This window comes from Tatumella sp. UCD-D_suzukii, from assembly GCF_000611875.2.
Lineage (GTDB): Bacteria > Pseudomonadota > Gammaproteobacteria > Enterobacterales > Enterobacteriaceae > Tatumella > Tatumella ptyseos.
Window position 1 is genome coordinate 97,891 of record NZ_JFJX01000056.1, and the last position, 26,967, is coordinate 124,857.

The 26,967-nt window shown below is 50.9% G+C and carries 18 protein-coding genes; 11 read left to right on the plus strand and 7 right to left on the minus strand.

Translation table 11 applies throughout. From position 1 onward, the window contains the following. Positions 1-5 precede the first annotated feature (5 nt). The 7 genes from nuoI to CG67_RS12835 all read left to right on the plus strand — a co-directional run bounded on the left by nuoI (position 6) and on the right by CG67_RS12835 (position 7,086). Positions 6-548 (plus strand): NADH-quinone oxidoreductase subunit NuoI, encoded by a 543-nt coding sequence (gene nuoI / locus CG67_RS12805; protein ID WP_025903341.1) that lies wholly within the window; start codon positions 6-8, stop codon positions 546-548. A gap of 10 nt (positions 549-558) precedes the next feature. Then, positions 559-1,113 carry an NADH-quinone oxidoreductase subunit J gene (gene nuoJ, locus CG67_RS12810; protein ID WP_025903342.1) on the plus strand — a complete coding sequence of 185 codons (555 nt, stop codon included), beginning with the start codon at positions 559-561 and terminating at the stop codon, positions 1,111-1,113. Continuing rightward, positions 1,110-1,412: an NADH-quinone oxidoreductase subunit NuoK gene (gene nuoK, locus CG67_RS12815; RefSeq protein WP_025903343.1), complete on the plus strand. Its 303-nt coding sequence runs from the start codon at positions 1,110-1,112 to the stop codon at positions 1,410-1,412. The genes nuoJ and nuoK overlap by 4 nt, the downstream gene beginning before the upstream one ends. Continuing rightward, positions 1,409-3,244 carry an NADH-quinone oxidoreductase subunit L gene (nuoL, locus tag CG67_RS12820; RefSeq protein WP_025903344.1) on the plus strand — a complete coding sequence of 612 codons (1,836 nt, stop codon included), beginning with the start codon at positions 1,409-1,411 and terminating at the stop codon, positions 3,242-3,244. The genes nuoK and nuoL overlap by 4 nt, the downstream gene beginning before the upstream one ends. A 106-nt stretch (positions 3,245-3,350) precedes the next feature. Continuing rightward, positions 3,351-4,871, plus strand: coding sequence for an NADH-quinone oxidoreductase subunit M (gene nuoM / locus CG67_RS12825; RefSeq protein ID WP_025903345.1), 1,521 nt, complete (start codon positions 3,351-3,353; stop codon positions 4,869-4,871). Between the two features lie 6 nt (positions 4,872-4,877). Further along, entirely contained in the window at positions 4,878-6,335 is a 1,458-nt protein-coding gene (nuoN, locus tag CG67_RS12830) for an NADH-quinone oxidoreductase subunit NuoN (protein WP_025903346.1), read from the plus strand. A gap of 301 nt (positions 6,336-6,636) precedes the next feature. Then, on the plus strand, positions 6,637-7,086 hold the full coding sequence (locus CG67_RS12835) for a GNAT family N-acetyltransferase (RefSeq protein ID WP_038024800.1): 450 nt from the start codon (positions 6,637-6,639) through the stop codon (positions 7,084-7,086). A gap of 28 nt (positions 7,087-7,114) precedes the next feature. Here CG67_RS12835 and CG67_RS12840 read toward each other — a convergent pair whose 3' ends face one another. Next, positions 7,115-8,770: a glucan biosynthesis protein D gene (locus CG67_RS12840; protein WP_025903347.1), complete on the minus strand. Its 1,656-nt coding sequence runs from the start codon at positions 8,768-8,770 to the stop codon at positions 7,115-7,117. Positions 8,771-9,181: 411 nt separating this feature from the next. On the opposite strand from CG67_RS12840, the gene CG67_RS12845 reads away from it, so the two are divergent. Continuing rightward, positions 9,182-10,369, plus strand: coding sequence for a nicotinamide mononucleotide deamidase-related protein YfaY (locus CG67_RS12845; protein ID WP_038024801.1), 1,188 nt, complete (start codon positions 9,182-9,184; stop codon positions 10,367-10,369). A gap of 243 nt (positions 10,370-10,612) precedes the next feature. Here CG67_RS12845 and yfaE read toward each other — a convergent pair whose 3' ends face one another. From yfaE to ubiG, 4 genes are all read right to left on the minus strand, one after another. After that, complete coding sequence (gene yfaE, locus CG67_RS12850; RefSeq protein WP_025903349.1) at positions 10,613-10,882, minus strand: class I ribonucleotide reductase maintenance protein YfaE; 270 nt, start codon at positions 10,880-10,882, stop codon at positions 10,613-10,615. Positions 10,883-10,884: 2 nt separating this feature from the next. Then, complete coding sequence (gene nrdB, locus CG67_RS12855) at positions 10,885-12,015, minus strand: class Ia ribonucleoside-diphosphate reductase subunit beta (RefSeq protein ID WP_025903350.1); 1,131 nt, start codon at positions 12,013-12,015, stop codon at positions 10,885-10,887. An 82-nt stretch (positions 12,016-12,097) separates the two neighbouring features. Next, on the minus strand, positions 12,098-14,377 hold the full coding sequence (gene nrdA / locus CG67_RS12860; protein ID WP_025903351.1) for a class 1a ribonucleoside-diphosphate reductase subunit alpha: 2,280 nt from the start codon (positions 14,375-14,377) through the stop codon (positions 12,098-12,100). A gap of 438 nt (positions 14,378-14,815) precedes the next feature. Continuing rightward, the gene (ubiG, locus tag CG67_RS12865) at positions 14,816-15,541 is read right to left on the minus strand and encodes a bifunctional 2-polyprenyl-6-hydroxyphenol methylase/3-demethylubiquinol 3-O-methyltransferase UbiG (RefSeq protein WP_025903352.1); all 726 of its coding nucleotides are present in this window, start codon (positions 15,539-15,541) and stop codon (positions 14,816-14,818) included. 169 nt (positions 15,542-15,710) lie between these two features. Here ubiG and gyrA point away from each other — a divergent pair, with 169 nt between their 5' ends. Both gyrA and rcsC read left to right on the plus strand, forming a co-directional pair. Further along, on the plus strand, positions 15,711-18,347 hold the full coding sequence (gyrA, locus tag CG67_RS12870) for a DNA topoisomerase (ATP-hydrolyzing) subunit A (RefSeq protein ID WP_025903353.1): 2,637 nt from the start codon (positions 15,711-15,713) through the stop codon (positions 18,345-18,347). A 208-nt stretch (positions 18,348-18,555) separates the two neighbouring features. Next, positions 18,556-21,399 carry a two-component system sensor histidine kinase RcsC gene (gene rcsC, locus CG67_RS12875; RefSeq protein WP_025903354.1) on the plus strand — a complete coding sequence of 948 codons (2,844 nt, stop codon included), beginning with the start codon at positions 18,556-18,558 and terminating at the stop codon, positions 21,397-21,399. 132 nt (positions 21,400-21,531) lie between these two features. On the opposite strand, the gene rcsB is transcribed toward rcsC, so the two are convergent. Both rcsB and rcsD read right to left on the minus strand, forming a co-directional pair. After that, the gene (rcsB, locus tag CG67_RS12880) at positions 21,532-22,179 is read right to left on the minus strand and encodes a response regulator transcription factor RcsB (RefSeq protein WP_025903355.1); all 648 of its coding nucleotides are present in this window, start codon (positions 22,177-22,179) and stop codon (positions 21,532-21,534) included. A gap of 4 nt (positions 22,180-22,183) precedes the next feature. Continuing rightward, a complete protein-coding gene (gene rcsD / locus CG67_RS12885; RefSeq protein ID WP_025903356.1) occupies positions 22,184-24,832 on the minus strand; it encodes a phosphotransferase RcsD in 2,649 nt (882 codons plus the stop codon). Between the two features lie 955 nt (positions 24,833-25,787). On the opposite strand from rcsD, the gene ompC reads away from it, so the two are divergent. After that, positions 25,788-26,906, plus strand: a complete 1,119-nt coding sequence (gene ompC / locus CG67_RS12890) for a porin OmpC (RefSeq protein WP_025903357.1) — start codon at positions 25,788-25,790, stop codon at positions 26,904-26,906. Positions 26,907-26,967: the final 61 nt, after the last annotated feature.

The window sequence follows — 26,967 nt, forward strand, 5'->3', positions numbered from 1 at the left end:
GCACCGTGAAAATCAAAGAAATTGCGACAGGCTTTGCGACCCAGGTACGGAGTATCTGGATGATAGGGATGCATGCCTTTGCTAAACGTGAAACACAGATGTATCCGGAGGAGCCGGTTTATCTGCCTCCGCGCTATCGGGGACGGATTGTCCTGACCCGTGACCCGGACGGAGAAGAACGCTGTGTTGCCTGTAACCTGTGCGCGGTGGCCTGTCCGGTGGGATGTATTTCCCTGCAAAAAGCGGAGATGGCCGACGGACGCTGGTACCCCGAATTTTTTCGTATCAACTTCTCGCGTTGCATCTTTTGCGGTCTTTGCGAAGAAGCCTGTCCGACCACGGCTATCCAGTTAACGCCCGATTTCGAGCTGGGTGAATTCAGGCGTCAGGATCTGGTGTACGAGAAAGAGGATTTGCTGATTTCAGGGCCAGGCAAATATCCGGAATACAATTTTTATCGTATGGCCGGTATGGCGATCACCGGTAAAGAAAAAGGTTCCGCCGAAAACGAAGCCAAACCTATCGACGTTAAAGGCTTATTACCCTAAGGAGTCGGGCATGGAATTCGCGTTTTACTTTTGCGGGGCGGTGGCAGTGTTAACCACACTCAGGGTGATTACTCATACGCATCCTGTACATGCCTTACTGTACCTGATCATCTCTTTACTGGCCGTGGCCGGGGTATTTTTCTCCCTGGGGGCTTATTTTGCCGGAGCACTGGAAATCATCGTCTATGCCGGGGCCATTATGGTGCTGTTTGTCTTTGTGGTGATGATGCTTAATCTGGGCAAGGCTCAGCAAAAGCAGGAACAGGAATGGCTGAAACCCTCGTTGTGGATCGGCCCCGGCGTTATTGCCTTATTGTTACTGATAGCGATGATCCATGCGATCAGTACGGTTAATGATCAGGGGATCGACGGAACCGTGATCGCCGCTAAAGCGGTGGGGATCAGTCTGTTCGGCCCGTATGTCCTGGCGGTGGAACTGGCATCCATGTTACTGCTGGCCGGTGTGGTGGTGGCCTACCACATTGGTCGTGAAGAACGCCGTGGTGAAGTATTAAGTAACCTTACAGATGACTCAGTGCAGGCTAACAGGGAGGAACAGATATGATACCTCTGCAACACGGACTGATCCTTGCAGCAATTCTTTTCGTACTCGGACTGACCTCGCTGATCGTCCGGCGTAATCTGCTGTTTATGCTGATTGGTCTGGAAATTATGATCAATGCCGCTGCGCTGGCGCTGGTGGTGGCGGGAAGTTGCTGGGGGCAGGCAGACGGTCAGGTGATGTATATTCTGGCCATCAGTCTCGCGGCGGCAGAAGCCAGCATCGGACTGGCCTTATTGCTGCAATTACATCGTCGTCGTCAGACCCTGAATATCGATTCAGTGAGTGAGATGCGCGGATGAACCTTCTCTATTTAACTATTTTATTGCCACTGCTGGGTTTCCTGTTGCTGGCATTCTCCCGGGGCCGCTGGTCAGAAAATGTCTCCGCCACGGTGGGGGTAGGATCTGTCGGACTGGCGGCTCTGGTGACTCTGTATGCCGGCATCGATTTTTTTGCGCACGGTGAAGCGCTCTATCAGCAACCGCTCTGGACCTGGATGCAGGTCGGACAGTTCAATATTCAGGTCAGTCTGACGCTGGATGGACTGTCGATGACCATGCTGTCGGTGGTGACCGGGGTGGGTTTTCTGATCCATATGTTTGCCTCCTGGTATATGCGTGGTGAAGAGGGCTATTCGCGTTTCTTCGCCTACACCAACCTGTTTATCGCCAGTATGGTCGTTCTGGTACTGGCGGATAACCTGATGCTGATGTATCTGGGCTGGGAAGGGGTAGGGCTGTGCTCTTATCTGCTGATTGGTTTCTATTACACCAATCCGGATAACGGTAAAGCCGCGATGAAAGCATTTATCATCACCCGCATCGGGGATGTCTTTCTCGCCATTGGCCTGTTTATCCTCTACAACCAGTTGGGTACGCTGAATTTCCGGGAGATGGCCGCTCTGGCGCCGGAACACTTTGCCGCCAATAATCACCTGCTTGAGTGGGCGACACTGATGTTACTGGGCGGTGCGGTCGGTAAATCGGCACAGTTACCTCTGCAAACCTGGCTTGCGGATGCGATGGCGGGTCCGACCCCGGTATCCGCACTGATCCATGCGGCAACAATGGTCACCGCGGGGGTCTATTTAATTGCCCGGACGCATGGGCTGTTTCTGCTGACGCCGGAAGTGCTGCATCTGGTCGGGATTATCGGGGCTATTACCCTGGTGCTGGCAGGATTTGCAGCACTGGTTCAGACAGATATCAAACGGGTACTCGCCTATTCGACCATGAGCCAGATTGGCTATATGTTCCTGGCCTTAGGTGTACAGGCCTGGGATGCGGCGATTTTTCACCTGATGACCCATGCTTTCTTTAAAGCGTTGTTGTTCCTCTCTTCCGGTTCCGTGATCCTGGCGTGCCATCATGAGCAGAACATTTTCAAAATGGGTGGCTTGCGTAAGCGCATCCCGCTGGTCTACACCTGCTTCCTGGTCGGGGGCGCCGCGTTATCGGCATTACCGATCATAACGGCCGGTTTCTACAGTAAAGACGAGATCCTCTATGGTGCGATGGCTAACGGTCATCACCTTCTGCTGATCGCCGGTCTGGTGGGAGCGTTCCTGACGTCGGTCTATACCTTCCGGATGATTTTTATCGTCTTCCATGGTGAAGAAAAAATTAAGGCGCATGCCGGGAAAGGGATCACTCACCATTTACCGTTGCTGGTACTTCTGGTGTTGTCGACCTTTATCGGGGCGCTGATCACACCCCCTCTGCGTGGCGTGTTACCGGATACAGGAACAGGTGAAGCCGGTAAAACAGTGCTGGAAATCACTTCCGGCGTGGTGGCGGTGGCCGGAATTGTGATAGCGGCTCTGCTATGGCTGGGGCGCAGAACACTGGTGACGGCTGTTGCAGCCAGTGCGCCCGGACGTTTTCTTTCCCGCTGGTGGTTTGCTGCCTGGGGCTTTGACTGGCTCTATGACCTGGTGTTTGTCAAAACCTTCCGGGGCATTGCCTGGCTGCTGAAATCGGATCCCTTCAACGCCTTGGTTGATCTGTCAGGCACGGTTTCGCGGGCTGCGGGCAGGGCTCTGGCTGTAAGTGAGAACGGGTATCTGCGCTGGTATGTGGCCTCCATGGGGATTGGTGCAGTCGTCGTGCTGGCGTTAATGCTGGTGGTTTGAGGTGAGCGGAACAGAGCAGGGTGCAGATACACCTTTGTCTTTCGAAGCTTGATAAATTTTCGCGGTGGCATGACTGCCGCGGATCACTAAAAGGGAACCTAACGCCGTGTTACTACCTTGGCTAATTATCCTCCCCTTCGTCGGCGGCTTGCTCTGCTGGCTGGCTGAACGCTTAGGCGTCAGAGCACCACGCTGGATAGCGTTGCTGACCATGGGGTTAACGCTGGTCCTTTCCTTGTTACTCTGGTCTCAGGGGGGGTATTCATTCACTCAGGCTGCGGGGATCCCGCAGTGGCAATCGTCTTTTTCTGTTCCCTGGATCCCTGCATTCGGCATCAGCTTTCATCTGGCGATTGATGGTTTATCGTTGCTGATGGTTGTGCTGACCGGTCTGCTGGGTGTGATGGCCGTTCTCTGTTCCTGGAATGAAATTCAGAAGTATCAGGGCTTTTTTCACCTGGACCTGATGTGGATCCTGGGCGGGGTGGTCGGCGTTTTCCTGTCCGTTGATCTGTTCCTGTTCTTCTTCTTCTGGGAACTGATGCTGGTCCCGATGTACTTTCTGATTGCCCTCTGGGGACATAAAGCTTCGGACGGTAAAACACGGATTTCGGCAGCCACTAAGTTCTTTATCTATACCCAGGCGTCCGGGCTTATCATGCTGATCGCTATCCTCGGACTGGTGATGGTGCATTATCACGCCACAGGGGTCTGGACGTTTGACTATGAACAATTGCTGCATACGCCGATGTCTTCGACGGTGCAGTATTTGCTGATGCTGGGCTTCTTTATCGCTTTTGCGGTAAAAATGCCGGTTGTGCCTTTGCATGGCTGGTTACCGGATGCGCACAGTCAGGCACCGACCGCGGGTTCTGTTGACCTGGCCGGTATTTTGCTGAAGACCGCGGCCTATGGTTTGTTACGCTTCAGTCTGCCCTTATTTCCGCAGGCATCCGCAGAGTTTGCTCCTATCGCCATGGGGCTGGGACTGCTGGGGATTTTCTACGGGGCCTGGATGGCGTTCTCCCAAACGGATATCAAGCGCCTGATCGCCTACAGTTCGGTTTCACATATGGGGTTTGTCCTGATTGCCATCTATACCGGCAGTCAGCTGGCATTTCAGGGGGCGGTAGTGCAGATGATTGCTCATGGTCTGTCTTCCGCGGCGCTGTTTATTCTCTGTGGTCAGTTGTACGAGCGACTGCATACCCGCGACATGCGTCTGATGGGCGGATTGTGGGCGCGTATTAAATGGTTGCCAGGGCTCTCACTGTTCTTTGCGGCAGCCAACCTCGGCATGCCGGGGACCGGGAACTTTGTTGGCGAATTTATGATCCTGACCGGCGGTTTCCGCACGGTGCCGGCCATTATTGTGATTGCAACGTTCGGACTGGTATTTGCTTCGGTGTACTCTCTTATCATGATACAGCGGGCATATTATGGTGCGCCTCAATCTCCGGCACCGCTGCGGGGGTTGTCTGTGCGTGAGTTTACGATGATTCTGGTACTGGTGGTGCTGCTGGTTCTGTTGGGGGGTTACCCGCAACCGATTCTGGATACCTCAAATGCTGCGATGAGCAATATTCAGCACTGGTTTACCGTTTCAACTTCTATGACAAGGCCGTGATCCGCCATGACAATTACTACTGAACAATTGATTGCACTGCTCCCCCTGTTAATCACCGGATTAACCGTGGTGGTCGTGATGCTGTCTATTGCGTGGCGACGTAATCACTTTGTGAACGCTACGCTGACAGTCATTGGTCTTAATATCGCGCTGGTGTCTCTGTGGTTTAGCGGCCATAGCGGGGGGGCAGACGTTACCTCCCTGCTGCGGGTGGATGGCTACTCAGTTTTTTACAGTGCGCTGGTTATCCTGTCCGGGCTTGCGACCTGCACCTTCGCTTACCCCTGGCTTAAGTCTTTCAAAGACCACTGTGACGAGTTCTATCTGCTGGTCGCCATTGCTGTGCTGGGAGGTATTGTACTGGCGAGTGCCGATCACCTGGCCTCACTGTTTATTGGTGTTGAACTGCTCTCTTTGCCCCTGTTCGGTCTGGTGGGTTATGCCTTCCGCCATAAGGGATCACTGGAAGCGGCCATTAAATATACTTTGCTGTCTGCCGCGGCTTCATCTTTCCTGCTGTTCGGTATTGCGCTGGTCTACGCAGGGTGCGGGGAACTGACCTTTGCAGGACTGAGCCAAAGCCTGACGGGAGCGGCACCGGCATCACCTCTGATGCTGACCGGGTTCGGCATGATAGTGATTGGTGTCGGGTTTAAACTGTCGCTGTTTCCGTTCCACCTCTGGACGCCGGATGTGTATCAGGGCGCGCCGGCACCGGTATCGGCGTTCCTCGCCACCGGCAGTAAAATCGCTATTTTTGCGGTGGTGATGCGTTTATTCCTGGACGTGCCGATAAGCCAGAGTGAGGGGATGCGAACGGCACTGGCGGTTATTGCTTTCGCCTCTATTCTGGCGGGTAACCTGATGGCACTGGCCCAGAATAATATTAAACGGATGCTGGGCTACTCCTCTATTGCTCACCTGGGGTATTTGATGGTGGCGCTGACAGCTGCCGCTTCCCATGAGCTATCCATCGAAACGTCCGGGGTCTATCTGGCGGGGTATCTGTTCAGCAGCCTGGGGGCCTTCGGTGTGGTCAGTCTGATGTCGGGGGCAGGTAATGAGAGTGATACTGACTCATTGTACTCCTATCGTGGATTGTTCTGGCACCGCCCGGTTTTGTCCGGCGTACTGGCGATGATGATGCTGTCGCTGGCTGGGATCCCTGCCACACTCGGTTTTATCGGTAAGTTTTATGTGCTGGCTTCGGGCGTTCATGCCGGTCTGTGGTGGCTGACCGCCGCCGTTGTCGTCGGAAGTGCCATCGGGCTTTACTATTATCTGCGTGTTACCGTCAGTCTGTTCCTGAGCGCACCGGGCTTACATCATCGGGATACGACTAACAACTGGGGATACACCGCCGGCGGTATTGTGGTGCTGATCTCGGCTGTGCTGGTGTTATTACTGGGCGTTTACCCGCAACCGTTGATCTCGCTGGTCAGACTGGCGCAGCCCTTACTGTAACCGGCTTGCTTTGCGGTATCTGATTAAAAGGCCATGGGTTCCATGGCCTTTTTTTTATCTCCGGAGGTGCCGGAAAAAGCGGAACCGGTCCCGATCTCTGAACCCGGATTACAGTTTCGCTGGGCCCGCATTCCTTTCCGGAATATTTACCGGTGTTCTGTCTGGCGGACGGTGTGTTAACCGGTGTTTTCCGGGGCAGTGGTTTACTGCTACAGTCATCAGCAGACAGGTACGCGGCCAGGCAGTTCAGTGCCGGACGTTTTTAAACCCGCGGTAAAATCAGGACAAGAATATGTAGCAAGTGATCTGGAAAGATTACCACCACACTGAATTACCGGTTGCAGAGTGTTATCAGATGCTGGCATTGCGTAATCAGGTATTTATTGTTGAGCAACAGTGCCTTTATCAGGATATCGATGGCGAGGATCTGCGGGGAAATAACCGGCATCTGTTCGGCTACCGTGACGGTTTGCTGGTGGCTTATGCACGGATCCTGGTGGCGGAAACTGCTCCGGAAGAGGTAAGCATCGGGCGGGTTATTGTCGCTCCGGCGGCACGCGGGCAGGGGCTTGCTTATCTGTTGCTCGACAGACTACTGGAAAGTTGCAGGCTTCACTTTACTGCGTTGCCGATACATTTATCCGCTCAGGCACATTTGCAGGCATTTTATGCGGGCAGGGGATTTGTGGCCGAAGGGGATATTTACCAGGAAGACGGGATTGATCACATCGCGATGAGGTTACAAAAATAACGGAGCCCGCAGGCTCCGTCAGAGGTTATCAGCCAGCGCTCATCTGGCGATCATCCACATATTTCCGCTGGTCGGGTGTCGGCGGAACATACTGATACATCCAGGTTTCGCTGAGTGTCTCATCTTTCGTACGCAGGAACAGACGCATATTGACCGGTGCCGTTGAATCACTGTCAGGATACCAGTCAAACAGGATCCGGTACGCGTTCAGAGGTTCGACATACAGGATTTCAACCTGTTTAAACGTTCCGGAAGAGACGTTGATCACCGGCTCAATGCCTTTCGGGGCTGCAGCTTTCAGGTCTCCGCCCACAAAGTCGATAGCAAAGCGGCGGCACCAGACTTCCGGGAAGTGCTCACCCGGTGCCCAGCCCTCAGGGAAACCGCCGATGCCTGTGCGGGTTGCACCCACACGAGCAAGCGAGCTTTCTACCGGTGGCAGGCTGCTCCAGTACAGTTTGTACTCAAAGCTGAGTGTATTACCGGCTTTCACCGGAGTCTCCGGTTGCCAGAAACAGACAATGTTATCCAGTGTTTCACCCGTGGTCGGGATCTCCATCAGATTTATTGCCCCTTTGCCCCATTGACCAACAGGCTCTACCCACAGGCTGGGCCGTTTGTTATACCAGCCAATAACATCCTGATAATCAGAGAAATCATGGTCAAGTTGTAACAGACCAAAACCGCGCGGGTTTTCATCGCTAAAGCTGTTAAAGGTCAGGCGTTGCGGGTTATTCAGCGGCCGGGCAATCCACTCACCTTTGCCTGTCCACATCGCCAGGCGATCAGAGTCATGAATTTGCGGGTGGTAGGTGTTACACATCCGGCGATCGTTGGTACCGCAGCTAAACATACTGGTCATCGGAGCGATACCCAGTTGTTCTATATCTTTACGTACATACAGACTGTTTTCCACCGTCATGACGACACGCTCTTTCTCGCAGTCGATGGTGAATTTGAACGCACCGGTCAGGCTGGCTCCGTCCAGCAGCGCATATACTACAAAAGTGGTGTCCTGAGGCTTCGGCGTTTCAAACCAGAAGGCGGTAAAATCAGGAAACTCTTCATGGTTAGTAAAGGTATCAATAGCAACCCCGCGCGCAGATAAACCGTACTGATAAGTGTCATCGACCGCACGGAAGTAGCTGGCGCCAAGGAACGATACGATATCTCTGCGGGCCAGTTCCGGTTTTTTGAAGACACGGAACCCTGCAAAACCGAGATCGGTTTTCCCTTTTAGTTGGCTGACGTCCACATGTGCATCATTGTAATTAAACAGCTCGGGGCGGAAATGGACTTCTCTGGCATAATGTGTTGCGGGATCGACAGAGAACATACGGATACGGCGTTTGAAACCCATCCCGACATGGAAGAACTGCACATCCAGTTCACGATCCGGGACATTATTCCACAAGGAATGACTGGCATCATACTGTATGGCGTTGTAGTCCTGTGGGGTTAGATTGGCCAGGGTTTCTGGCAACGGGCCCGGCGCGCCGGCCCAGGGTTTTTTCGCCAGTGCTGACGCCTGTTGTTTCAGCTGACTGAAATCGAATTTTCTGGCATTACCATCGGCGATCCCATCGGCCGCCCAGGCCTGGTTTGCCAGCAGTGAAGATAAACCTGTCATAGAACCAAGAGCCGAGACAGCCATCGTTCCTTTAATAAACTTTCTGCGATTCATGCCGGAAACATATCCTCTGTTGTTAAAGTGTAGAGTGGCTGCGGTAAGCGTTCCCCGGTCACTGTGCCGGTGAGCGCAATTCATCTGTTACGACAAAGCACCCCCGCTAAAATTCACTGTTAAGAAATTTATCAGATTAATCAGAGAAGCGATGCTTTTTCGTGGGTGATGAACAGGAATTTTATTCTAATTGTCGGGGAGTGTTAGCAGAAAATTCCGGATGAGGCCTTTAGCGGGTTCGGCATCCCTGTCTTTGTGATTATTTTTACCTGTCTTTATCAGGTCAATAGCTGAAAAGCGTTGCCGGTGGTATTTTAAGAAAGAGAAAGTTTTTTATTTTTCCGGTCAGAGGGTTAACAGATGTCCGGCCGGTGTCCGTCCTTAATAAAGGAGCTGCACGTGAAGATAGAGATGTTATCGACCGGTGATGAAGTCCTCTACGGACAGATTACTGATACCAATGCCAGCTGGCTGGCAGAAACCCTGTTCTCTCAGGGACTGGTAATGACACACCGCTCCACGGTCGGGGACTCTCTGGACTCGCTGGTTGAGGAACTCACGCAACGCAGTCAGGTCGCAGATGTGTTGATAGTTAACGGCGGTCTGGGGCCGACCAGCGATGACTTAAGCGCGCTGGCGGCAGCGACGGCTTGTGGCGTACCACTGGAAATGAATAAGCCATGGCTGGCGCATATTGAAGACTTTTTCAGGCAGCGCGGACAGCCGATGGCGCCGCAAAATCGTAAACAGGCCGAAATTCCGCAATCGGCGGAAATGATTAATAACCGTGCAGGGACGGCCTGCGGTTTTAGCGTCACACTCAATGGATGCCGGATTTTCTTTACCCCCGGAGTCCCTTTTGAATTTAAGATCATGGTGACCGAACAGATCCTGCCCCGCCTGCAACAACAGTTCAGCCTGCCGGAGCCTCCTCTGTGTCTGCGTATGACAACGTTCGGCCGCGGTGAAAGCTCACTGGCGGCGATGCTGGAAGCCTATCCGCTGCCTGAAGGCGTCACTATGGGTTACCGGGCTGCCATGCCAGTGGTTGAAATCAAACTGACCGGGCCGCAACGTCTGAAAGCGCCCATGCTGGCGCTATGGCAGCAGATCCGCGAAGCTCTGAATGAGTGGGTTCTGTTTGAAGGGACGCAAGGCTTGCCTGTGCAACTGGCGGCGCTCCTTTCATCGCGCGGGCTCTCTCTGGCCGTCAGTGAAATGTATACGGCCGGCTTAGTACACTGGCAACTGGCCGGTGCAGACGTCCCGCTCAGGGGAGGGGAGTTACCGGTTTCTGTCCCGGAAACATTAGCTCAGATGGGGGAACGTGCAGCGGCACTGGCCCGAAAATCGGGCGCTGAACTGGCGCTGGTGATCGGCGGACTGGATAATGAATCGCTGGGGGTTGCATTAATGACCCCGGAAGGGCTTCAGGCTGAAAAGTTAACCTTTAGCAGCAGCCGTCATTCACTTGCCATGCGTCAGGAACTGATCAGCACAGTGGCACTGAACCGGCTGCAACGCTGGCTACAGGGGAAATCAGCCCCGCAATCTTATAGCTGGCTGAAGGTCAGTGAACGGTTCCCGCCGACCCGGTAGCAGGGCAGTGATCCCTTTCCGGCACAGGTACGGCTATACCGGTTAACCATTGGCGATAGCACGACTGCAACAGGGTGAGCGCACAGGCCGCCGATACAAAGGCTACCCGCAGGAATTTATATTCAAACTACCGGCGGAGGCTGACTCAGGGGCGTTACCGGCGGGATGGGGTTCGCGTTGACCTGGCGGATAAAACTGCCACCGGGGAAAAGTGAAGAACACCTCTTTTCCCCGGCAACAGGTTCACAGTTCCAGCTCAATATCCCCGACGGGCTGACAGCAGCAGGGGAGGATTTCTCCCTGCTGAATAAATGCCAGCGGTTGGCTGCGATAGCATACCTGCCCTTTGCACAGCCTGACGCGGCAGGAACCGCAATAACCTTCACGGCACTGATACTCCACCTCCAGCTGATGTGCTTCAAGTGCACACAGCAGGTTAGGGTGTTCACTCTCTACACATTCCAGCTGCTGGCCGGAGCGGGTAAGCGTTACGGTAGCAGATTTGCCGTTCATGATTACAGCTGGAAGTCGTTGAAATCGTCGGCCCCGACTTCAGAGTCGATCTGACCCACTAAATACGAGCTGACTTCCACTTCCTGTGGTGCTACCTGGACGTTGTCGGAGACCAGCCATGAATTAATCCATGGGATTGGGTTCGAACGGGTCTGGAAAGGCAGATCCAGTCCGACGGCGTGCATACGAATATTAGTGATATATTCAATATACTGGCACAGGATATCTTTGTTCAGGCCGATCATGGAACCGTCACGGAACAGATATTCTGCCCACTCTTTCTCCTGGATGGCCGCCTTTTTAAACAGCTCATAACACTGTTGCTGGCATTCTGCGGCAATCTCTTTCATTTCCGGGTCATCTTCACCGCTGCGCATCAGGTTCAGCATATGCTGGGTACCGGTCAGGTGCAGTGCTTCATCACGGGCAATCAGGCGGATAATTTTAGCATTACCTTCCATCAGCTCGCGTTCAGCGAAGGCAAATGAGCAGGCAAAGCTGACATAAAAGCGGATCGCTTCCAGGGCATTGACGCTCATCAGACACAGATAGAGTTGTTTTTTCAGGTTACGCAGACTGACCACCACTTCTTCACCTGCCACCTGGTGAGTACCTTCACCCAGTAAGTGCCAGTAATTGGTCATCCGGATCAGGTCATCGTAGTAACCGGTGATATCTTCCGCACGTTTCAGGATCTGTTCGTTGGTGACAATATCGTCGAACACCAGCGCCGGATCATTGACGATGTTACGGATAATATGGGTGTAAGACCGGGAGTGGATCGTCTCTGAAAATGCCCAGGTTTCAATCCAGGTTTCCAGCTCCGGAATCGACACCAGTGGCAGCAGGGCCACGTTCGGGCTGCGTCCCTGAATAGAATCCAGTAAGGTCTGATATTTCAGGTTACTGATAAAAATGTGCTTTTCGTGTTCAGGTAACGACTGATAGTCGATTCTGTCACGGGCAACATCCACTTCTTCCGGACGCCAGAAAAAGGACAGTTGCTTTTCGATCAGTTTTTCAAAAATATCGTATTTTTGCTGGTCATAACGGGCAACGTTGACCGACTGACCGAAAAACATCGGTTCTTTTAACTGGTCGTTTTTATTTTGTGAAAATGTAGTATAGGCCATCAGGAAACATCCGATTCATACAGGCTGACGTTTCAGCGGTTAACTAAAGCCAGGGGCAAAAAGCGTCCCCTGGCGGAAAGGGTTAAATCTTGCAGGCGCCGCCTTCACAACCATCATCGGCCGGCGCAAGATCATCCTGAGAATCCTCTGCACCGTCACGGGTGTTCTGGTAATAGAGGGTTTTTACGCCGAATTTATAGGCCGTCAGCAGGTCTTTCAGCAGCTGTTTCATCGGCACCTTGCCGTTAGGGAAACGGGAAGGGTCGTAGTTAGTGTTTGCAGAAATCGACTGATCGACAAATTTCTGCATCAGCCCGACCAGTTGCAGGTAACCATCATTCGAAGGCAGATCCCACAGCAGTTCGTACTGATCTTTCAGCGCATCATACTCAGGAACGACCTGACGCAGGATACCGTCTTTCGAGGCCTTGATACTGACGTGACCACGTGGTGGTTCAATACCGTTAGTCGCGTTTGAAATCTGTGAAGATGTCTCAGAAGGCATCAGGGCAGATAATGTCGAGTTACGCAGGCCGTGTTCTTTAATTGATGCCCGCAGTGCTTCCCAGTCCAGGTGTAGTGGTTCATCACTGATAGCATTCAGGTCAGCTTTATAGGTATCAATAGGCAATACGCCAGCGGCATAGGTGGTTTCGCTGAACCACGGGCAGGCACCTTGCTCTTTCGCCAGTTCGTTAGACGCTTTCAGCAGATAGTACTGAATGGCTTCAAACGTTTTATGGGTCAGGTTATTGGCGCTGCCGTCAGAGTAGCGTTTACCGTGTTTTGCCAGGTAGTACGCAAAGTTAATTACGCCGATACCCAGGGTACGACGTCCCATCGCGCCACGTTCGGCAGCAGGGATTGGGTAGTCCTGATAATCCAGCAGAGCATCGAGTGCCCGTACGGCCAGTACGGAAAGCTCTTCCAGTTCATTAAGGTCGCTGATAGCGCCCAGGTTGAACGCAGACAGTGTACAAAGGGCTATTTCCCCGTTTTCGTCATTCACGTCGTTTAACGGACGGGTCGGCAGGGCAATTTCCAGACACAGGTTAGACTGACGTACCGGGGCAATGGCCGGGTCAAACGGACTGTGGGTATTACAATGGTCGACGTTCTGGATGTAGATACGTCCGGTCGACGCACGTTCCTGCATCATCAGTGAGAACAGTTCCACCGCTTTAATACGCTGTTTACGGATGCTGCTATCCTGCTCGTATTGCGTGTACAGACGTTCAAATTCCGCCTGATCAGCAAAGAAGGCATCGTACAGGCCGGGAACATCTGACGGGCTGAACAGGGTAATATCTTCACCTTTCAGCAGACGCTGATACATCAGTTTGTTCAGCTGGACGCCATAGTCCATATGACGGACACGGTTACCTTCAACGCCACGGTTATTCTTCAATACCAGCAGGCTTTCAACTTCCAGGTGCCATAACGGGTAGAAAAGTGTCGCTGCACCGCCACGTACGCCACCCTGAGAACAGGATTTCACGGCGGTCTGGAAATGCTTATAGAACGGAATGCATCCGGTGTGGAAAGCTTCGCCGCCACGGATCGGGCTACCCAGTGCACGGATACGGCCCGCATTAATCCCGATACCCGCACGCTGTGAAACATATTTCACAATCGCACTGGACGTCGCATTAATGGAGTCCAGGCTGTCACCGCACTCAATCAGTACGCAGGAGCTGAACTGACGGGTAGGGGTACGTACACCCGCCATAATAGGTGTCGGCAGAGAAATCTTGAAGGTAGATACCGCATCATAGAAGCGTTTGATGTAGTCAAGACGCGTCTCACGCGGGTATGCAGAAAACAGGCACGCTGCGACCAGGATATAAAGGAACTGGGCGCTTTCATAAATGTCACCGTTAACACGGTTCTGTACCAGATATTTTCCTTCCAGCTGTTTAACCGCGGCATACGAGAAATTCATGTCCCGCCAGTGATCGATAAAGCCGTCCATCAGGGCAAACTCTTCTTCACTGTAATCTTCCAGCAGATGAGCATCATATTTCCCACGGCTGACCATGGATTGGACATGGGTCAGCAGTGCAGGTGGCTCAAACTGGCCGTAGGCTTTTTTACGCAGGTGGAAAATAGCCAGGCGAGCGGCCAGATACTGGTAATCCGGCGCTTCACGCGAAATCAAATCTGCTGCAGCTTTGATGATGGTTTCATGAATGTCGGAGGTTTTGATTCCGTCATAAAACTGGATATGGGAGCGCAGCTCGACCTGAGAGACCGAAACATTCTGAAGACCTTCCGCTGCCCAATCGAGTACCCGGTGTATTTTATCGAGGTTGATTCGTTCCTGGCTTCCATCGCGTTTCGTGACGAGCAGACTTTGATTCATGTCGCGTTTACCTATCTATGCATGAGTATCAGTGAGTTATATATTCCGGGCACTTATGCACAGATTTTCCTTTGTGAATAAAACTGTGGATAAGCACTACATGTAGGGGGTGTTCAGAAAATATATAACAAGATAGGGTTTATTTTAGTGAGATCCTGCGACTTAACAAGAGAAAAAAATGATGTTAAACCGGGTTGTATTTTTCTGTTTTTTTCGAAGCCCGCATGATTCAAGGCATAAGATGATGTCAACGATTTGAAGAAAAATTTTCTTTCCGGACTCAGTCGCCGATTTTTCGCGCACAGCAGGGGTGCCGGGAAAAGAACAGCTGCACAACGGGGTGAAAAAAGAGACTAAAGCTGGATTATTTCCCGGCAGGAAAATTTTGTCGGCCTGCCGGAAAACATATCAGCACAACTCTCCGCAAAAACGACAGCGTTATTCCGGGCAGCTGGTATGGACCATATAATTGACATCGACGCCGCGGCCCAGGCGGAACTGATTGGTGAGCGGATTATAATGCAGGCCCGTCATCCCTTCTTCACGCAAGGGAGTTTCATCAACCCAGTTAAGTAATTCGGCCGGGCGAATGAATTTTTTTACATCATGGGTCCCGCGGGGCACCATGCGTAATACGTATTCCGCACCAAACACCGCCATCAGCCAGGCTTTAGGGTTACGGTTGATGGTCGAGAAAAACACTTGTCCCCCCGGTTTCACCAGTTTTGCACAGGCATGGATGACAGACTGCGGATCCGGGACGTGTTCCAGCATCTCCATGCAGGTCACCACATCATACTGACCGGCAAACTCACTGGCGTGCTCTTCAACCGTTTGCTGAACATAATGGACGGTAACACCGGTTTCCAGGGCATGCAGACGGGCAACTTCTAAGGGTTCTGCGCCCATATCCAGACCGGTGACATGGGCACCTTCACGGGCCATGCTTTCGGCCAGAATACCGCCGCCGCAACCGACATCCAGTACCTTCTTACCAAACAGGCCCTGACTGTTCTGACTGATATAGCCCAGTCGCAGCGGGTTAATACGGTGCAGAGGTTTGAACTCACCTTCCAAATCCCACCAGCGGGAAGCAACGGCTTCAAATTTCGCAATTTCCTGGTGGTCAACGTTCTGTGGTTTTTCCTGAGAAGGCATATTCATATCACTACTCCTGACAAAATTTTCCCGAGTATAAACGCTTACAGCGCCTGCGGCATCCTCCGTCTGCGTCCCGGGGCAACTAATGTGACGCTGACGTTCACCGCAGGGCTGGTTTGTGATATGATTTGCGGCCTTAACAGTCGGCAATATCTAGAGGGATATCGGCTCCATGAGCGACTTAGCAAGAGAAATCACACCGGTTAATATCGAGGAAGAATTAAAAAATTCTTATCTTGATTATGCCATGTCGGTCATCGTTGGCCGTGCATTACCTGACGTCCGTGATGGACTGAAGCCCGTACACCGTCGTGTACTGTTTGCCATGAGCGAACTGGGTAATGACTGGAATAAAGCCTACAAAAAATCTGCCCGTGTTGTCGGGGATGTGATAGGTAAATATCACCCGCACGGTGATTCTGCCGTTTATGACACCATCGTCCGTATGGCTCAGCCTTTCTCACTTCGCTATATGCTGGTGGACGGGCAGGGCAACTTTGGTTCTATCGATGGCGATTCCGCAGCTGCCATGCGTTATACCGAAGTCCGTATGGCGAAAATTGCCCATGAACTGCTGGCAGACCTGGACAAAGAAACCGTTGATTTTGTACCCAACTACGATGGTACAGAACAGATCCCTGAAGTTCTGCCGACGAAAGTCCCTAATTTGCTGGTTAACGGCTCATCCGGTATTGCGGTGGGGATGGCAACAAACATTCCTCCGCATAACCTGAATGAAGTGATTAACGGTTGTCTGGCCTATATTGATGATAATGAGATCACCGTTGAAGGCCTGATGGAACACATTCCTGGCCCGGACTTCCCGACGGCTGCGATTATCAATGGCCGTCGTGGTATTGAAGAGGCCTACCGCACCGGACGTGGCAAAATTTATATCCGCGGGCGGGGGCAGGTCGAGACTGACGCCAAAACCGGCCGTGAAACGATTATCGTGCACGAAATCCCTTATCAGGTGAACAAAGCACGTTTGATTGAAAAAATCGCAGAACTGGTTAAAGAGAAGCGAATCGAAGGGATCAGCGCGCTGCGCGATGAATCTGACAAAGACGGTATGCGTATCGTTATTGAGATTAAGCGCGATGCCGTCGGTGAAGTGGTATTAAATAATCTTTATTCACTGACCCAGTTACAGGTATCTTTCGGGATCAATATGGTTGCCCTGCATCAGGGGCAGCCAAAAATTATGCCGCTGAAAGATATTCTGGAGGCCTTCGTACGTCACCGTCGTGAGGTCGTGACCCGCCGGACCATTTACGAACTGCGTAAAGCCCGTGACCGTGCTCATATCCTGGAAGGTCTGGCCGTAGCGTTGGCCAACATTGACCCGATTATCGAGTTAATTCGTCGTGCACCTTCACCGGCAGAAGCCAAAGCCGGTCTGGTAGCCACCGCGTGGCAACTGGGTAACGTCGCCGCCATGCTCGAAAAAGCCGGTGATGATGCCGCTCGCCCGGAATGGCTGGAGCCGGAATTCGGTATTCGTGACGGTGCATACTACCTGACCGAACAGCAAGCCCAGGCCATTTTGGATCTCCGTCTTCAGAAACTGACCGGGATGGAGCATGAGAAACTGCTGGATGAATATAAGCAGCTGCTGGAAGAAATTGCCGCACTGATCTTTATTCTGCAGGATTCCGACCGTCTGATGGAAGTTATCCGCGAAGAGCTGGTGGCTGTCCGTGAACAGTTTGGCGATAAGCGTCGTACTGAAATCACGGCAAACAGCGCGGATATCAATCTTGAAGACCTGATCAATCAGGAAGATGTTGTCGTTACGCTTTCTCACCAGGGCTATGTGAAATATCAGCCACTGACCGATTATGAAGCGCAGCGTCGTGGTGGCAAAGGGAAGTCAGCGGCCAGGATCAAAGAAGAAGACTTCATTGATCGTCTGCTGGTTGCGAATACCCATGACACTATCCTCTGCTTCTCAAGCCGTGGTCGCCTCTACTGGATGAAAGTCTACCAGTTACCGGAAGCCAGCCGCGGGTCACGTGGCCGTCCTATCGTAAACCTGCTGCCGCTGGAAGCGAACGAACGTATTACCGCAATTCTGCCGGTACGTGAATACTCCGAAGGACTGAATATCTTTATGGCGACCGCCAGCGGTACCGTGAAGAAAACCGCCCTGACCGAATTCAGCCGTCCGCGTAGCGCCGGGATCATCGCCGTCAACCTGCGTGATGACGATGAGCTGATCGGTGTGGCACTGACTGACGGTAATGATGAAGCGATGCTGTTCTCTGCTGCCGGTAAGGTGGTTCGCTTCTCTGAACAGGCTGTCAGACCGATGGGCCGTACTGCATCAGGTGTTCGTGGTATTCGACTGGCCGAAAATGACCGGGTGGTTTCACTGATCATTCCTCGTGAAGAGGGTGCGATCCTGACAGTGACACAGAACGGTTACGGTAAACGTACGGATAATACCGAGTACCCGACGAAGTCCCGTGCCACTCAGGGTGTTATCTCTATCAAAGTGACAGAGCGTAACGGTCCGGTGATCGGTGCGGTGCAGGTGGTCGACAGTGATCAGATTATGATGATCACCGATGCCGGTACCCTGGTACGTACCCGTGTTTCTGAAGTCAGTGTGGTTGGCCGTAATACACAGGGCGTGATACTGATCCGTACTGCGGAAGATGAGAATGTCGTGGGCCTGCAACGTGTGGCTGAACCGGTTGAAGAAGATGAACTGGATGCTATTGATGGTACGGTTGCAGAAGGTGAAGACGACATTGTTCAGGAAGCCGAATCAGATGATGATGCGGCACCGGAAGACGAAGAATAAATTCTTCACGTTTTCAGGTTAACCCCGGGAGACACCGCATTGCGGTGTCTCTTTTTTTTTACCTGTGCCTGTCCTGTGACAACCACGACAATATGGCGCGGGTTGTGATAATCTTACTCCCTTCAGGGAAGACTGTAGCGTTATAGTGATGATGTGCAGGGTTTCCTTCCGTCATTGAATTTTCCAGGCTTACTGCAGTGAGTATCCTTTGAAATATCTCGTCTCTTTTCGTACCACATTACGTGTCTCCCGTTACCTGTTCCGGATCCTGGCGCTTTTGCTTTGGTTACTGGGCGGTCTGCTAAGTGCATTTTATCTGTTGAATGTATTGCATGAGAAAGAGTCGGATATCAGGGAACAACTGTCCGGTAACTTTAGCCAGGCGGCCTGGTATGTCGCGCATACGAATGAAGCCATGCGCGAGCTTAAATATATTACTGAAGGTCAGCTGAACAATACCCCGGATGGAAATACCTTTATCCTCAGCAGCGGGAATAAAGATTTTTCTCCCCACTATTCCCCGTTGTTCAGTGATGATGATTGTAATATGACTAGCGCCTCCTGGCATACGGCCTTGTCCGCAATGGGAGGGTTCATTCATTACTGGGAAAGCCAGTATGTCTCTTCATATGAGATGAGCCGGATTTTCCTGCTGAATAATGGCAGTAATTGCCTGGCCACTTTCTCTTTCGGGAACAGTGATGTCAGTGGTGATTTCAGTACCCGCTCGCTGCAGGAAAATGTTTTACGGTTCCATAACAGTAGCACCAATGAGCAGCGTAACCCCGTTTACTGGATCACTGCCGGTAACCAGCCGGGGGTCGGTGCGTTCTATATGATGATGCCGGTTTATACCGGTAATCAGCCGGTGGCACTACTGAGTTTTGAGCAAAATCTTCGGCTGGATGAGCTGACGACTCCGGGCAGTGTGCCGGTGGTGACGTCCATTGTTAACAGTGATAACCAGTTGCTGTTGTCCACCGATAAGGACGCTAACAGCAGCACCTTCGAATGGCTTCCGGACGATAAGGTCTGGTTCGGTTACAGCGACGGCTACCGTCAGCTGATCCTTAAACAGTCGCTGACATCAAGCCCGTTCAGTATTGTGTATTCACTGTCTACCGACTTGCTGTTCAACCAAATGAAGCTGATGATTATCAACGCCGTCTTACTGAATATCTTCAGTGCACTATTACTGATGGTACTGACGATCATTTTCGAGCGGCGAATGCTCTATCCGGCGGAGGAAAATGCGATCCGTCTTGAGGAACATGAGCAATTTAACCGCAAAATTGTCGCCTCTGCGCCGGTCGGTATTTGTATTTTACGGACCAGTGATGGCAGTAACGTCCTCAGCAACGAGCTTGCCCATAATTATCTGAGTCTGCTGACCGCTGAAGATAAAGCCCGGCTGACCGATATCATCAGTGGACAGCAGGTTAATTTTGTTGATGTGTTGACGGGTTCCAACACGAATCTGCAAATCAGTTTTGTACATAGCCGTTATCGTAATGAGGATGTCGCAATTTGTGTACTGGTGGATGTCAGCGCCAGGATCAAGATGGAGCAGTCATTGCAGGAAGTTGCGGATGCTGCAGAACAGGCCAGTCAGTCAAAATCGATGTTCCTGGCGACGGTCAGTCATGAATTGCGCACACCGCTTTATGGCATTATCGGTAATCTGGACTTACTGAAAACCCGCGAGCTGCCCAGGAATACGGAAGCGCTGGTCAGTGCCATGAACAACTCGTCAGATCTGTTGCTGAAAATTATTAACGATATTCTTGATTTCTCGAAGATTGAATCTGAACAGCTGAAGACCGAACCTTGCCTGTTCTCGCCGCAAGAAATGGTCGGGCACATTATTTCTAACTATCTGTCGCTGGTCGTAAAAAAACGGCTGACTCTCTATTGCATGATTGAGCATGATGTCCCGACATCCCTGTTTGCTGACCCGATGCGTCTGCAGCAGGTAGTCTCTAACTTGCTGAATAATGCGATAAAATTCACGCATACAGGCTGCATTATTTTACAACTGTATCAGCATGAGGGGTATCTGGCCTTCCGGCTGCGTGATACCGGCGTAGGGATCCCAACCCGGGATGTATTACGGCTATTTGATCCGTTCTTCCAGGTCGGGACGGGCGTTCAGCGTAACTTCCAGGGCACCGGACTGGGGCTGGCTATTTGTGAGAAACTGGTCAGCATGATGGACGGGGATATCGCCGTGGAATCCGAGCCGGGAATGGGCAGTCAGTTTACGGTACGTATCCCGGTTTATCAGGGGCAGTGGCAGCCTGCAGTCACCGATCTCACCGGCCGGCGGGTATGTATTGACCTGAAAAATACGATGTACGCAGATTACCTGACCCGTAATCTGCAGGCACTGTCGATTATCGTCAGCCGGGACCGGGCACAACTGACTCCGGAAGATATCTATATTACCGATAGTGATGAAGGCAATGGACTGGTATGCCGGGCGCGTATCTGTTTCAGTAGTGAACATACCGGCTTCCCGATGGAAGTTCAGCCTGGCACCTGGGTGATGACGACCTCCATGCCTCATGAGTTACCGGATCTCCTGCGGCGGATTTACCGTCCGGCCATTGAGAATAAATACCCGGCAATGGTGGCGGAAGATAAACCGAAAGCGGCGTGCCACGATGATATTTTGATTCTGGTCGTTGATGATCATCCTATTAACCGGATGCTTTTATCCGGCCAATTACACACCATTGGCTATCAGGTAAAAACGGCTCAGGACGGCGTGGATGCACTGAACGTACTGAAACGTATTGATGCTGATATCATTCTCAGTGATGTAAATATGCCGAATATGGATGGTTATCTGCTGACGCGGACGCTACGTGAATCAGGCTGGACTCGCCCGGTGATCGGGGTAACCGCTAATGCGCTGGCCGATGAAAAACAGCACTGTCTGGAGGCGGGGATGGATGCCTGTCTCTCAAAACCTGTGACCTTACAGGAACTGGGTACGACGCTGGCCGGGTATGTGGAACGTATCAGGCATGAACGGGCATTGGCAGAGTAAATCGGGTGTCGGGGGCAGGGCCGATAAGCAGGTGCCGGGAGTGACGCAGGGCGGGCATACGGAACCTGTCAGGCGGAAAGGGCGGTGTGACCGGGGAGTGCCCTGCCGTAACAGCAGGGCAACGGACGCGGATTATTCTTTGGGTAAGCTGCTGCTCACTGAAGAAAGGTAGTTCAGCAGGGCAATATCGTTGTCGACCCCCAGCTTCATCATGGCCGACTTTTTCTGACTGCTGATAGTTTTGATACTACGGTTCAGTTTGCGGGCAATTTCTGTGACCAGGAAACCTTCTGCAAACAAGCGCAGGACTTCACTTTCTTTCGGTGACAGACGTTTGTCTCCGTACCCGCCGGCACTGATTTTTTCCAGCAGCTTGGCGACTGACTCAGGAGTGTATTTCTTCCCTTTCTGCAGGGCGGCCAGCGCTTTAGGCAGATCGGTCGGCGCACCTTGTTTCAGCACAATCCCTTCAATATCCAGGTCCAGTACGGAACTCAGGATGGCCGGGTTGTTGTTCATTGTCAGAACAATGATAGCCAGGTCAGGGTAATGACGTTTGATATATTTGATAAGCGTGATCCCGTCGCCATACTTATCGCCCGGCATAGACAGGTCGGTGATCAGTACATTGGCTTCGAGTTTGGACAGGCTATTGATAAGTGCTGTTGAGTCTTCAAACTCACCGACGACATTGACCCACTCGATCTGTTCGAGAGATTTACGGATCCCGAACAAAACTATCGGGTGATCATCGGCAATAATTACGTTTAAGTTATTCATCTTTTTATTTACCTTGCTGCAATAGTTGGTTGACGTAATCGTCAATGTCCCTGGCAGCTTCTTTAATGTTTAAATCATCGCACTTTTCAATGAAAAGCTCTAACTGCTCACACTGTGCTTTACCGGCATCGAGACCCAGCATCGCGAAAACACCTTTAAGCCGGTGTGCTGTCAGAGCGAGTGCGGCATAATCTTTATCAGCAAGTTCAAGAGATAATTTAGTGACGTCATCGGGTACAGTATCCTTAAATATCTGAAAATAACCGGGTTCCTCCAGCACTGAATTCCCGCTATTTTCAGGAGCTTCCTCCATCTCATCCTCGGTCAGTTGTTTTTCAATCAATGAAAGCAGAGCTTCCAGCAGTGCCTGATCCAGATTGTAATTCGCACGGTACTGCTGCGGGTTAATAGCTGAGTATCCGGGTTCAGTACCCGTGATAAGTACAGCCCATCCCGAAAGCCTGGCCGGGACATCAGTGATCAGGAAATCATAGTCCTGGACTGAAACCCGCTCGTCGGCAATGACACATTTGGCTCCCCAGTACTCCAGCTGACGGCTAACGATTTTATAGATATCATCAACCACCACATCAACCAATACTGTAATTCCTTCCAGTATTTTCTCGTCCTGCTCTGCTTCCTGAGTCTGTACAGGTAACAAGAGAGTGACATTGTAATGAGTCCCCAGATCTGTCTTAGAGACAATATCCAGTTTTCCGCTCAACGCCTGACAGAACTGACGACAGAAAAACAGGTCCATACTGTTCGACTTTTCGTCATTCTCTGTACTGACATCGCCACTGAACGGAAAATGTACGTTCTCGAGCTCTGTCTTATTCAGACCCTGACCAGTATCTACAATATTTACCATTAGTCGATCAGTTTGTTCCGGGCTTGCGCCGATCCGGACAGAAATTTTTCCCCAATGGGTGGTTCCGAAGGAATACCACAATAAAGTCATCAGGATTTTTCTGACAATGGTACTGTCACCGAGGCGAATTTCATCGGCAGGGCAGAGATTATTGACAATAATGTTCAGCCCCCGGGTATTTAGCGAAGGGAGTAACTCCGTCACTATTTCATCCAGCAATTTTTGCAGGCTGAACGCCTCTTCCCGGGCTGACCAGCGATGATTTTCAAGCTCATTAAGCAGAATAATATTATCTGTCAGACGTAACAGATGATCACTGTAATCAGCCAGTGGCTGCCAGTCGGAGAGGGTGACGGAGCCCTGCAGAGCAGAAAGATGGTTACGCAGGCGTGATACTGGCTGATGGAAGGTCCGGCCGATATTTTCCAGTAGCTGGCGACGGATAAGGTGATTTTTATCCAGCACCTTCTGTGCATGCTGCAGTTTTTTATTGATCAGGATCTCGCGATCCTGATTACTGATAATAAAGAAGCGGTATTGCGGCGAACAGTGACTCTGCTGGTGTCTGACTTCGTAGACTTCATTATTAATGGTGACCTGCAGCATGCCCTGAGCATTTTCTGATAACGACACAATTTTTTGCAGGTTCAAATGCGGGATCAGTTGTGCGGCTTTCTCGTTACTGACCACTTCCCGATGTGCATTGAAATCATAGATAACAAATCCAACCGGCAGGCTATCAACCATCTCTTTATTCAGGATACGCAACAGCTCCAGTTCAGGGTTGGTTTTATCTTCCTGCGGAGCCTGATAGCGGCGCAGCAGGAAGCTGGTGGCCAGAGACAGGACAAACAGTAACAGACACAAACCGAGCGTCAGAGCAAACTCATGAATGGCCTGGTTCAGCAACATCAGGATTGACACCTGATACGTAATCACCATGGAGGCCGATGAAAGCGGGGCGAATAATTCCACTGAGGCTGTTGCCAGGTTCAGTCTGTCCGCTGTCGATATATCCTGATTGCCGGAGTCCGTATCATGAAACATCATCAGGTCCGGTCTGAGATTGCCGATCAGTAAATCGTTAACAGGAAGATCAAACGCCAATACCGTGGCCAGATGGCCTGGCTGGTTAAAGGTGGTTCGCAGTGTAAAATAGTAATCATTACTGTCTGCGGTGTGGCGTAACTCTGAAAAACTTTCGCGTTCATCCAGAGTATTGGCTTGCTGAAGCATTTCAGCTCTGCGGGTCGAAACCAGCCCGGTGATACTTTCACCGTTATAGCGGACCATCATATCTTTCAGGGGCAGGGTAGAGACCATCGTCATGCTGTTATCCTGACCATTAAGATAATACATGGACCAGACATTCTTTTTGATGCCCCACAGCGTATTCAGGAAGTCAGAGATATTGTTGGCGGTTGCCAGTGTACTGCTGTCGTGAGAACCAAAGATCAGTGCCTGGGTCTTACCCTGTTCAGTGACCGGCGCATAGATATCCGGACGCAAACGAATTTCCTGCAGTCCGGCGGCCGGAGTATCATCATCGCTGTCCGTACTGCTGTTCTGATTCTGATAAATCTGCCAGGTCGCGAACCGGTAGGTATCGATACGTAATTGCAGAGAACGGGAAAAACTGCCCAGTAAGGCCTGCTGATGGTGTAACTGAGCCCCCAGGCTGTCATAAATGATGCTCAGAAAAATAATGACCACGATGACATTGAACAACATCATGAGTTTGAACAGTGGTCTTGAGGGCAACTGGCTATTTTTTCCGGACATAACGATCTGAACCTGAGGTCAAAGAGAACATACAAACGAAGGGGGATCCACACAGTCAGGCTGTGTACCACCAGCCGTTATCCGGCCGTTTTTAACCGCCGGATGCCACTGCTTTTCTGTCAGAAGACAGCTTAACCGGCTAAAAGTATCGTCAAAAAATGCGGAAGTAAAGGCAGAGTCCGAAATAAACCCTGCCCGGACTCCCCTGTTGCGCAGTAAAGGCCGCCCCATTTCCATTCAGCGAAATCTGTAATATTTCATTGAATGGCAGGAACCGTTTTTTCAGTAATAAAAGGCGTATTTAAATAGAACCGAATCCTTTCAGTATTCATCCGCCAGTCTGATCCTTCCGTAAATTAAATTTTTTAATAACATTACTTCACTGATTAAATATATTTCTGCACAGATGGCAGGTAGTCTTTGTCAGGGCGGGAGATACCGGCAGAATGGGGGGCGACTAAAACACAATAATATTACGACATACTATTGTAAAAAGGCATAAAAAAAACCGGGCCAATGGCCCGGAGGGAATTATAAAAATCATTCGGGGGAATGAAGGTAATAATGAAATAAATGATGATAGCAAGGAGAATTATATCTCCCCGTTCTACGCTTTGTTTACCTTTGAGTGCGGTGATTTTTATATTTTTGAATTTTGTGGATCTTTACAAAATTCTTTTGCAATAAGTGCGCTATTGATTTTTTAAGATGATTTTTAGTTGATTTGACCAATAGTGCGGATTAAAAGAGAATAATGAAATTAAGAAAGTTCCCGGTAGAAATACTTTGTCGCTAATTTCAAAGAAATTGAAACTATTTAGTCTGTTTAGTATCATTTCGCTGATAGAAAGACAGCTTTCCTGATTTAACATGATGTTACGTGTATTTTTTTGACATTTTTATACATTGACCCGGAGCGTCACTGACGCCGGAAGGTCCACTTGAGGGTGATAACATGAAATTAAGCGTTCTTTCATTACTGGTTCCTGCACTTCTGGCGGCGGGCACAGCCAATGCCGCTGAGATTTACAATAAAGACGGCAACCAGTTAGATCTGTACGGTAAGGTTGATGGCCTGCATTATTTTTCCGGTAATAACGGTCAGGACGGCGACCAGTCATATGTGCGTTTAGGCTTTAAAGGTGAAACGCAAATCTCTAATCAGTTAGCGGGTTATGGCCAATGGGAATACCAGATGGCTGCGAATAACGCAGAAGCGGACGGTGCTGCAGATAATTACACCCGTGTCGGTTTTGCCGGATTGAAATTCGATAATGACGGCTCCTTAGATTATGGTCGTAATTATGGTGTAATTTACGATGTCTCTGGCTGGACGGATGTGTTACCGGAGTTTGGCGGAGATACGTACGGTGCTGATAACTTTATGTTCCAGCGTTCCAGCGGATTATTAACGTATCGTAATACTGATTTCTGGGGCCTGATTAATGGACTGAATGTTGCGGTTCAGTACCAGGGTAAAAACGGCAGTGGGACTGAAACAGCCAATGGTCGCGATGTCTTAGGCCAGAACGGCGATGGCTGGGGGATGAGCGCGACCTACGATCTGGGTCAGGGTGTTTCTCTGGGGGGGGCGATGTTCTCATCTGATCGTACCGACCAGCAGAATAATTACTCCGTTGGCAACAATCATATTCTGGGTAGCGGCGATAAAGCTCAGGCTTATACCGGTGGTGTAAAATATGATGCGAATGACGTCTATCTGGCGGCGATGTACACGCGTTCTTACAACGCAACCCGCTTCGGAACCAGCAGCTCCACGGCTTACGGCTATGCGAATAAAGCAGATAACTGGGAATTAGTGGCACAATATCAGTTTGACTTTGGTTTACGTCCGTCCCTGGCTTATGTGACTTCACGTGGCAGTGATATTGGTAAATACGGCTCACAGAACCTGAAAAAATACATTGATGTCGGTACTACCTATTACTTTAATACAAACATGTCGACCTATGTGGATTATCAGATTAATCTGATGAAAAATAACGACTTCACTGAAAGCGCGGGTATTAATACCGATAATATCGTTGGCGTTGGACTGGTCTACCAGTTCTGATGGATGGCGGGGAATAACCTGATGTTATTCCCCGTATCATTTCCTGCTGAGGCTTCGGAAA

Coding starts and splice junctions, on each gene's coding strand:
- nuoJ (WP_025903342.1), top strand. CDS start 559: ATGGAATTCGCGTTTTACTTTTGCGGGGCGGTGGCAGTGTTAACCACA.
- nuoK (WP_025903343.1), top strand. CDS start 1,110: ATGATACCTCTGCAACACGGACTGATCCTTGCAGCAATTCTTTTCGTA.
- nuoL (WP_025903344.1), top strand. CDS start 1,409: ATGAACCTTCTCTATTTAACTATTTTATTGCCACTGCTGGGTTTCCTG.
- nuoN (WP_025903346.1), top strand. CDS start 4,878: ATGACAATTACTACTGAACAATTGATTGCACTGCTCCCCCTGTTAATC.
- CG67_RS12840 (WP_025903347.1), bottom strand. CDS start 8,770: ATGAATCGCAGAAAGTTTATTAAAGGAACGATGGCTGTCTCGGCTCTT.
- CG67_RS12845 (WP_038024801.1), top strand. CDS start 9,182: ATGTTATCGACCGGTGATGAAGTCCTCTACGGACAGATTACTGATACC.
- yfaE (WP_025903349.1), bottom strand. CDS start 10,882: ATGAACGGCAAATCTGCTACCGTAACGCTTACCCGCTCCGGCCAGCAG.
- nrdB (WP_025903350.1), bottom strand. CDS start 12,015: ATGGCCTATACTACATTTTCACAAAATAAAAACGACCAGTTAAAAGAA.
- nrdA (WP_025903351.1), bottom strand. CDS start 14,377: ATGAATCAAAGTCTGCTCGTCACGAAACGCGATGGAAGCCAGGAACGA.
- ubiG (WP_025903352.1), bottom strand. CDS start 15,541: ATGAATATGCCTTCTCAGGAAAAACCACAGAACGTTGACCACCAGGAA.
- gyrA (WP_025903353.1), top strand. CDS start 15,711: ATGAGCGACTTAGCAAGAGAAATCACACCGGTTAATATCGAGGAAGAA.
- rcsB (WP_025903355.1), bottom strand. CDS start 22,179: ATGAATAACTTAAACGTAATTATTGCCGATGATCACCCGATAGTTTTG.
- rcsD (WP_025903356.1), bottom strand. CDS start 24,832: ATGTCCGGAAAAAATAGCCAGTTGCCCTCAAGACCACTGTTCAAACTC.
- ompC (WP_025903357.1), top strand. CDS start 25,788: ATGAAATTAAGCGTTCTTTCATTACTGGTTCCTGCACTTCTGGCGGCG.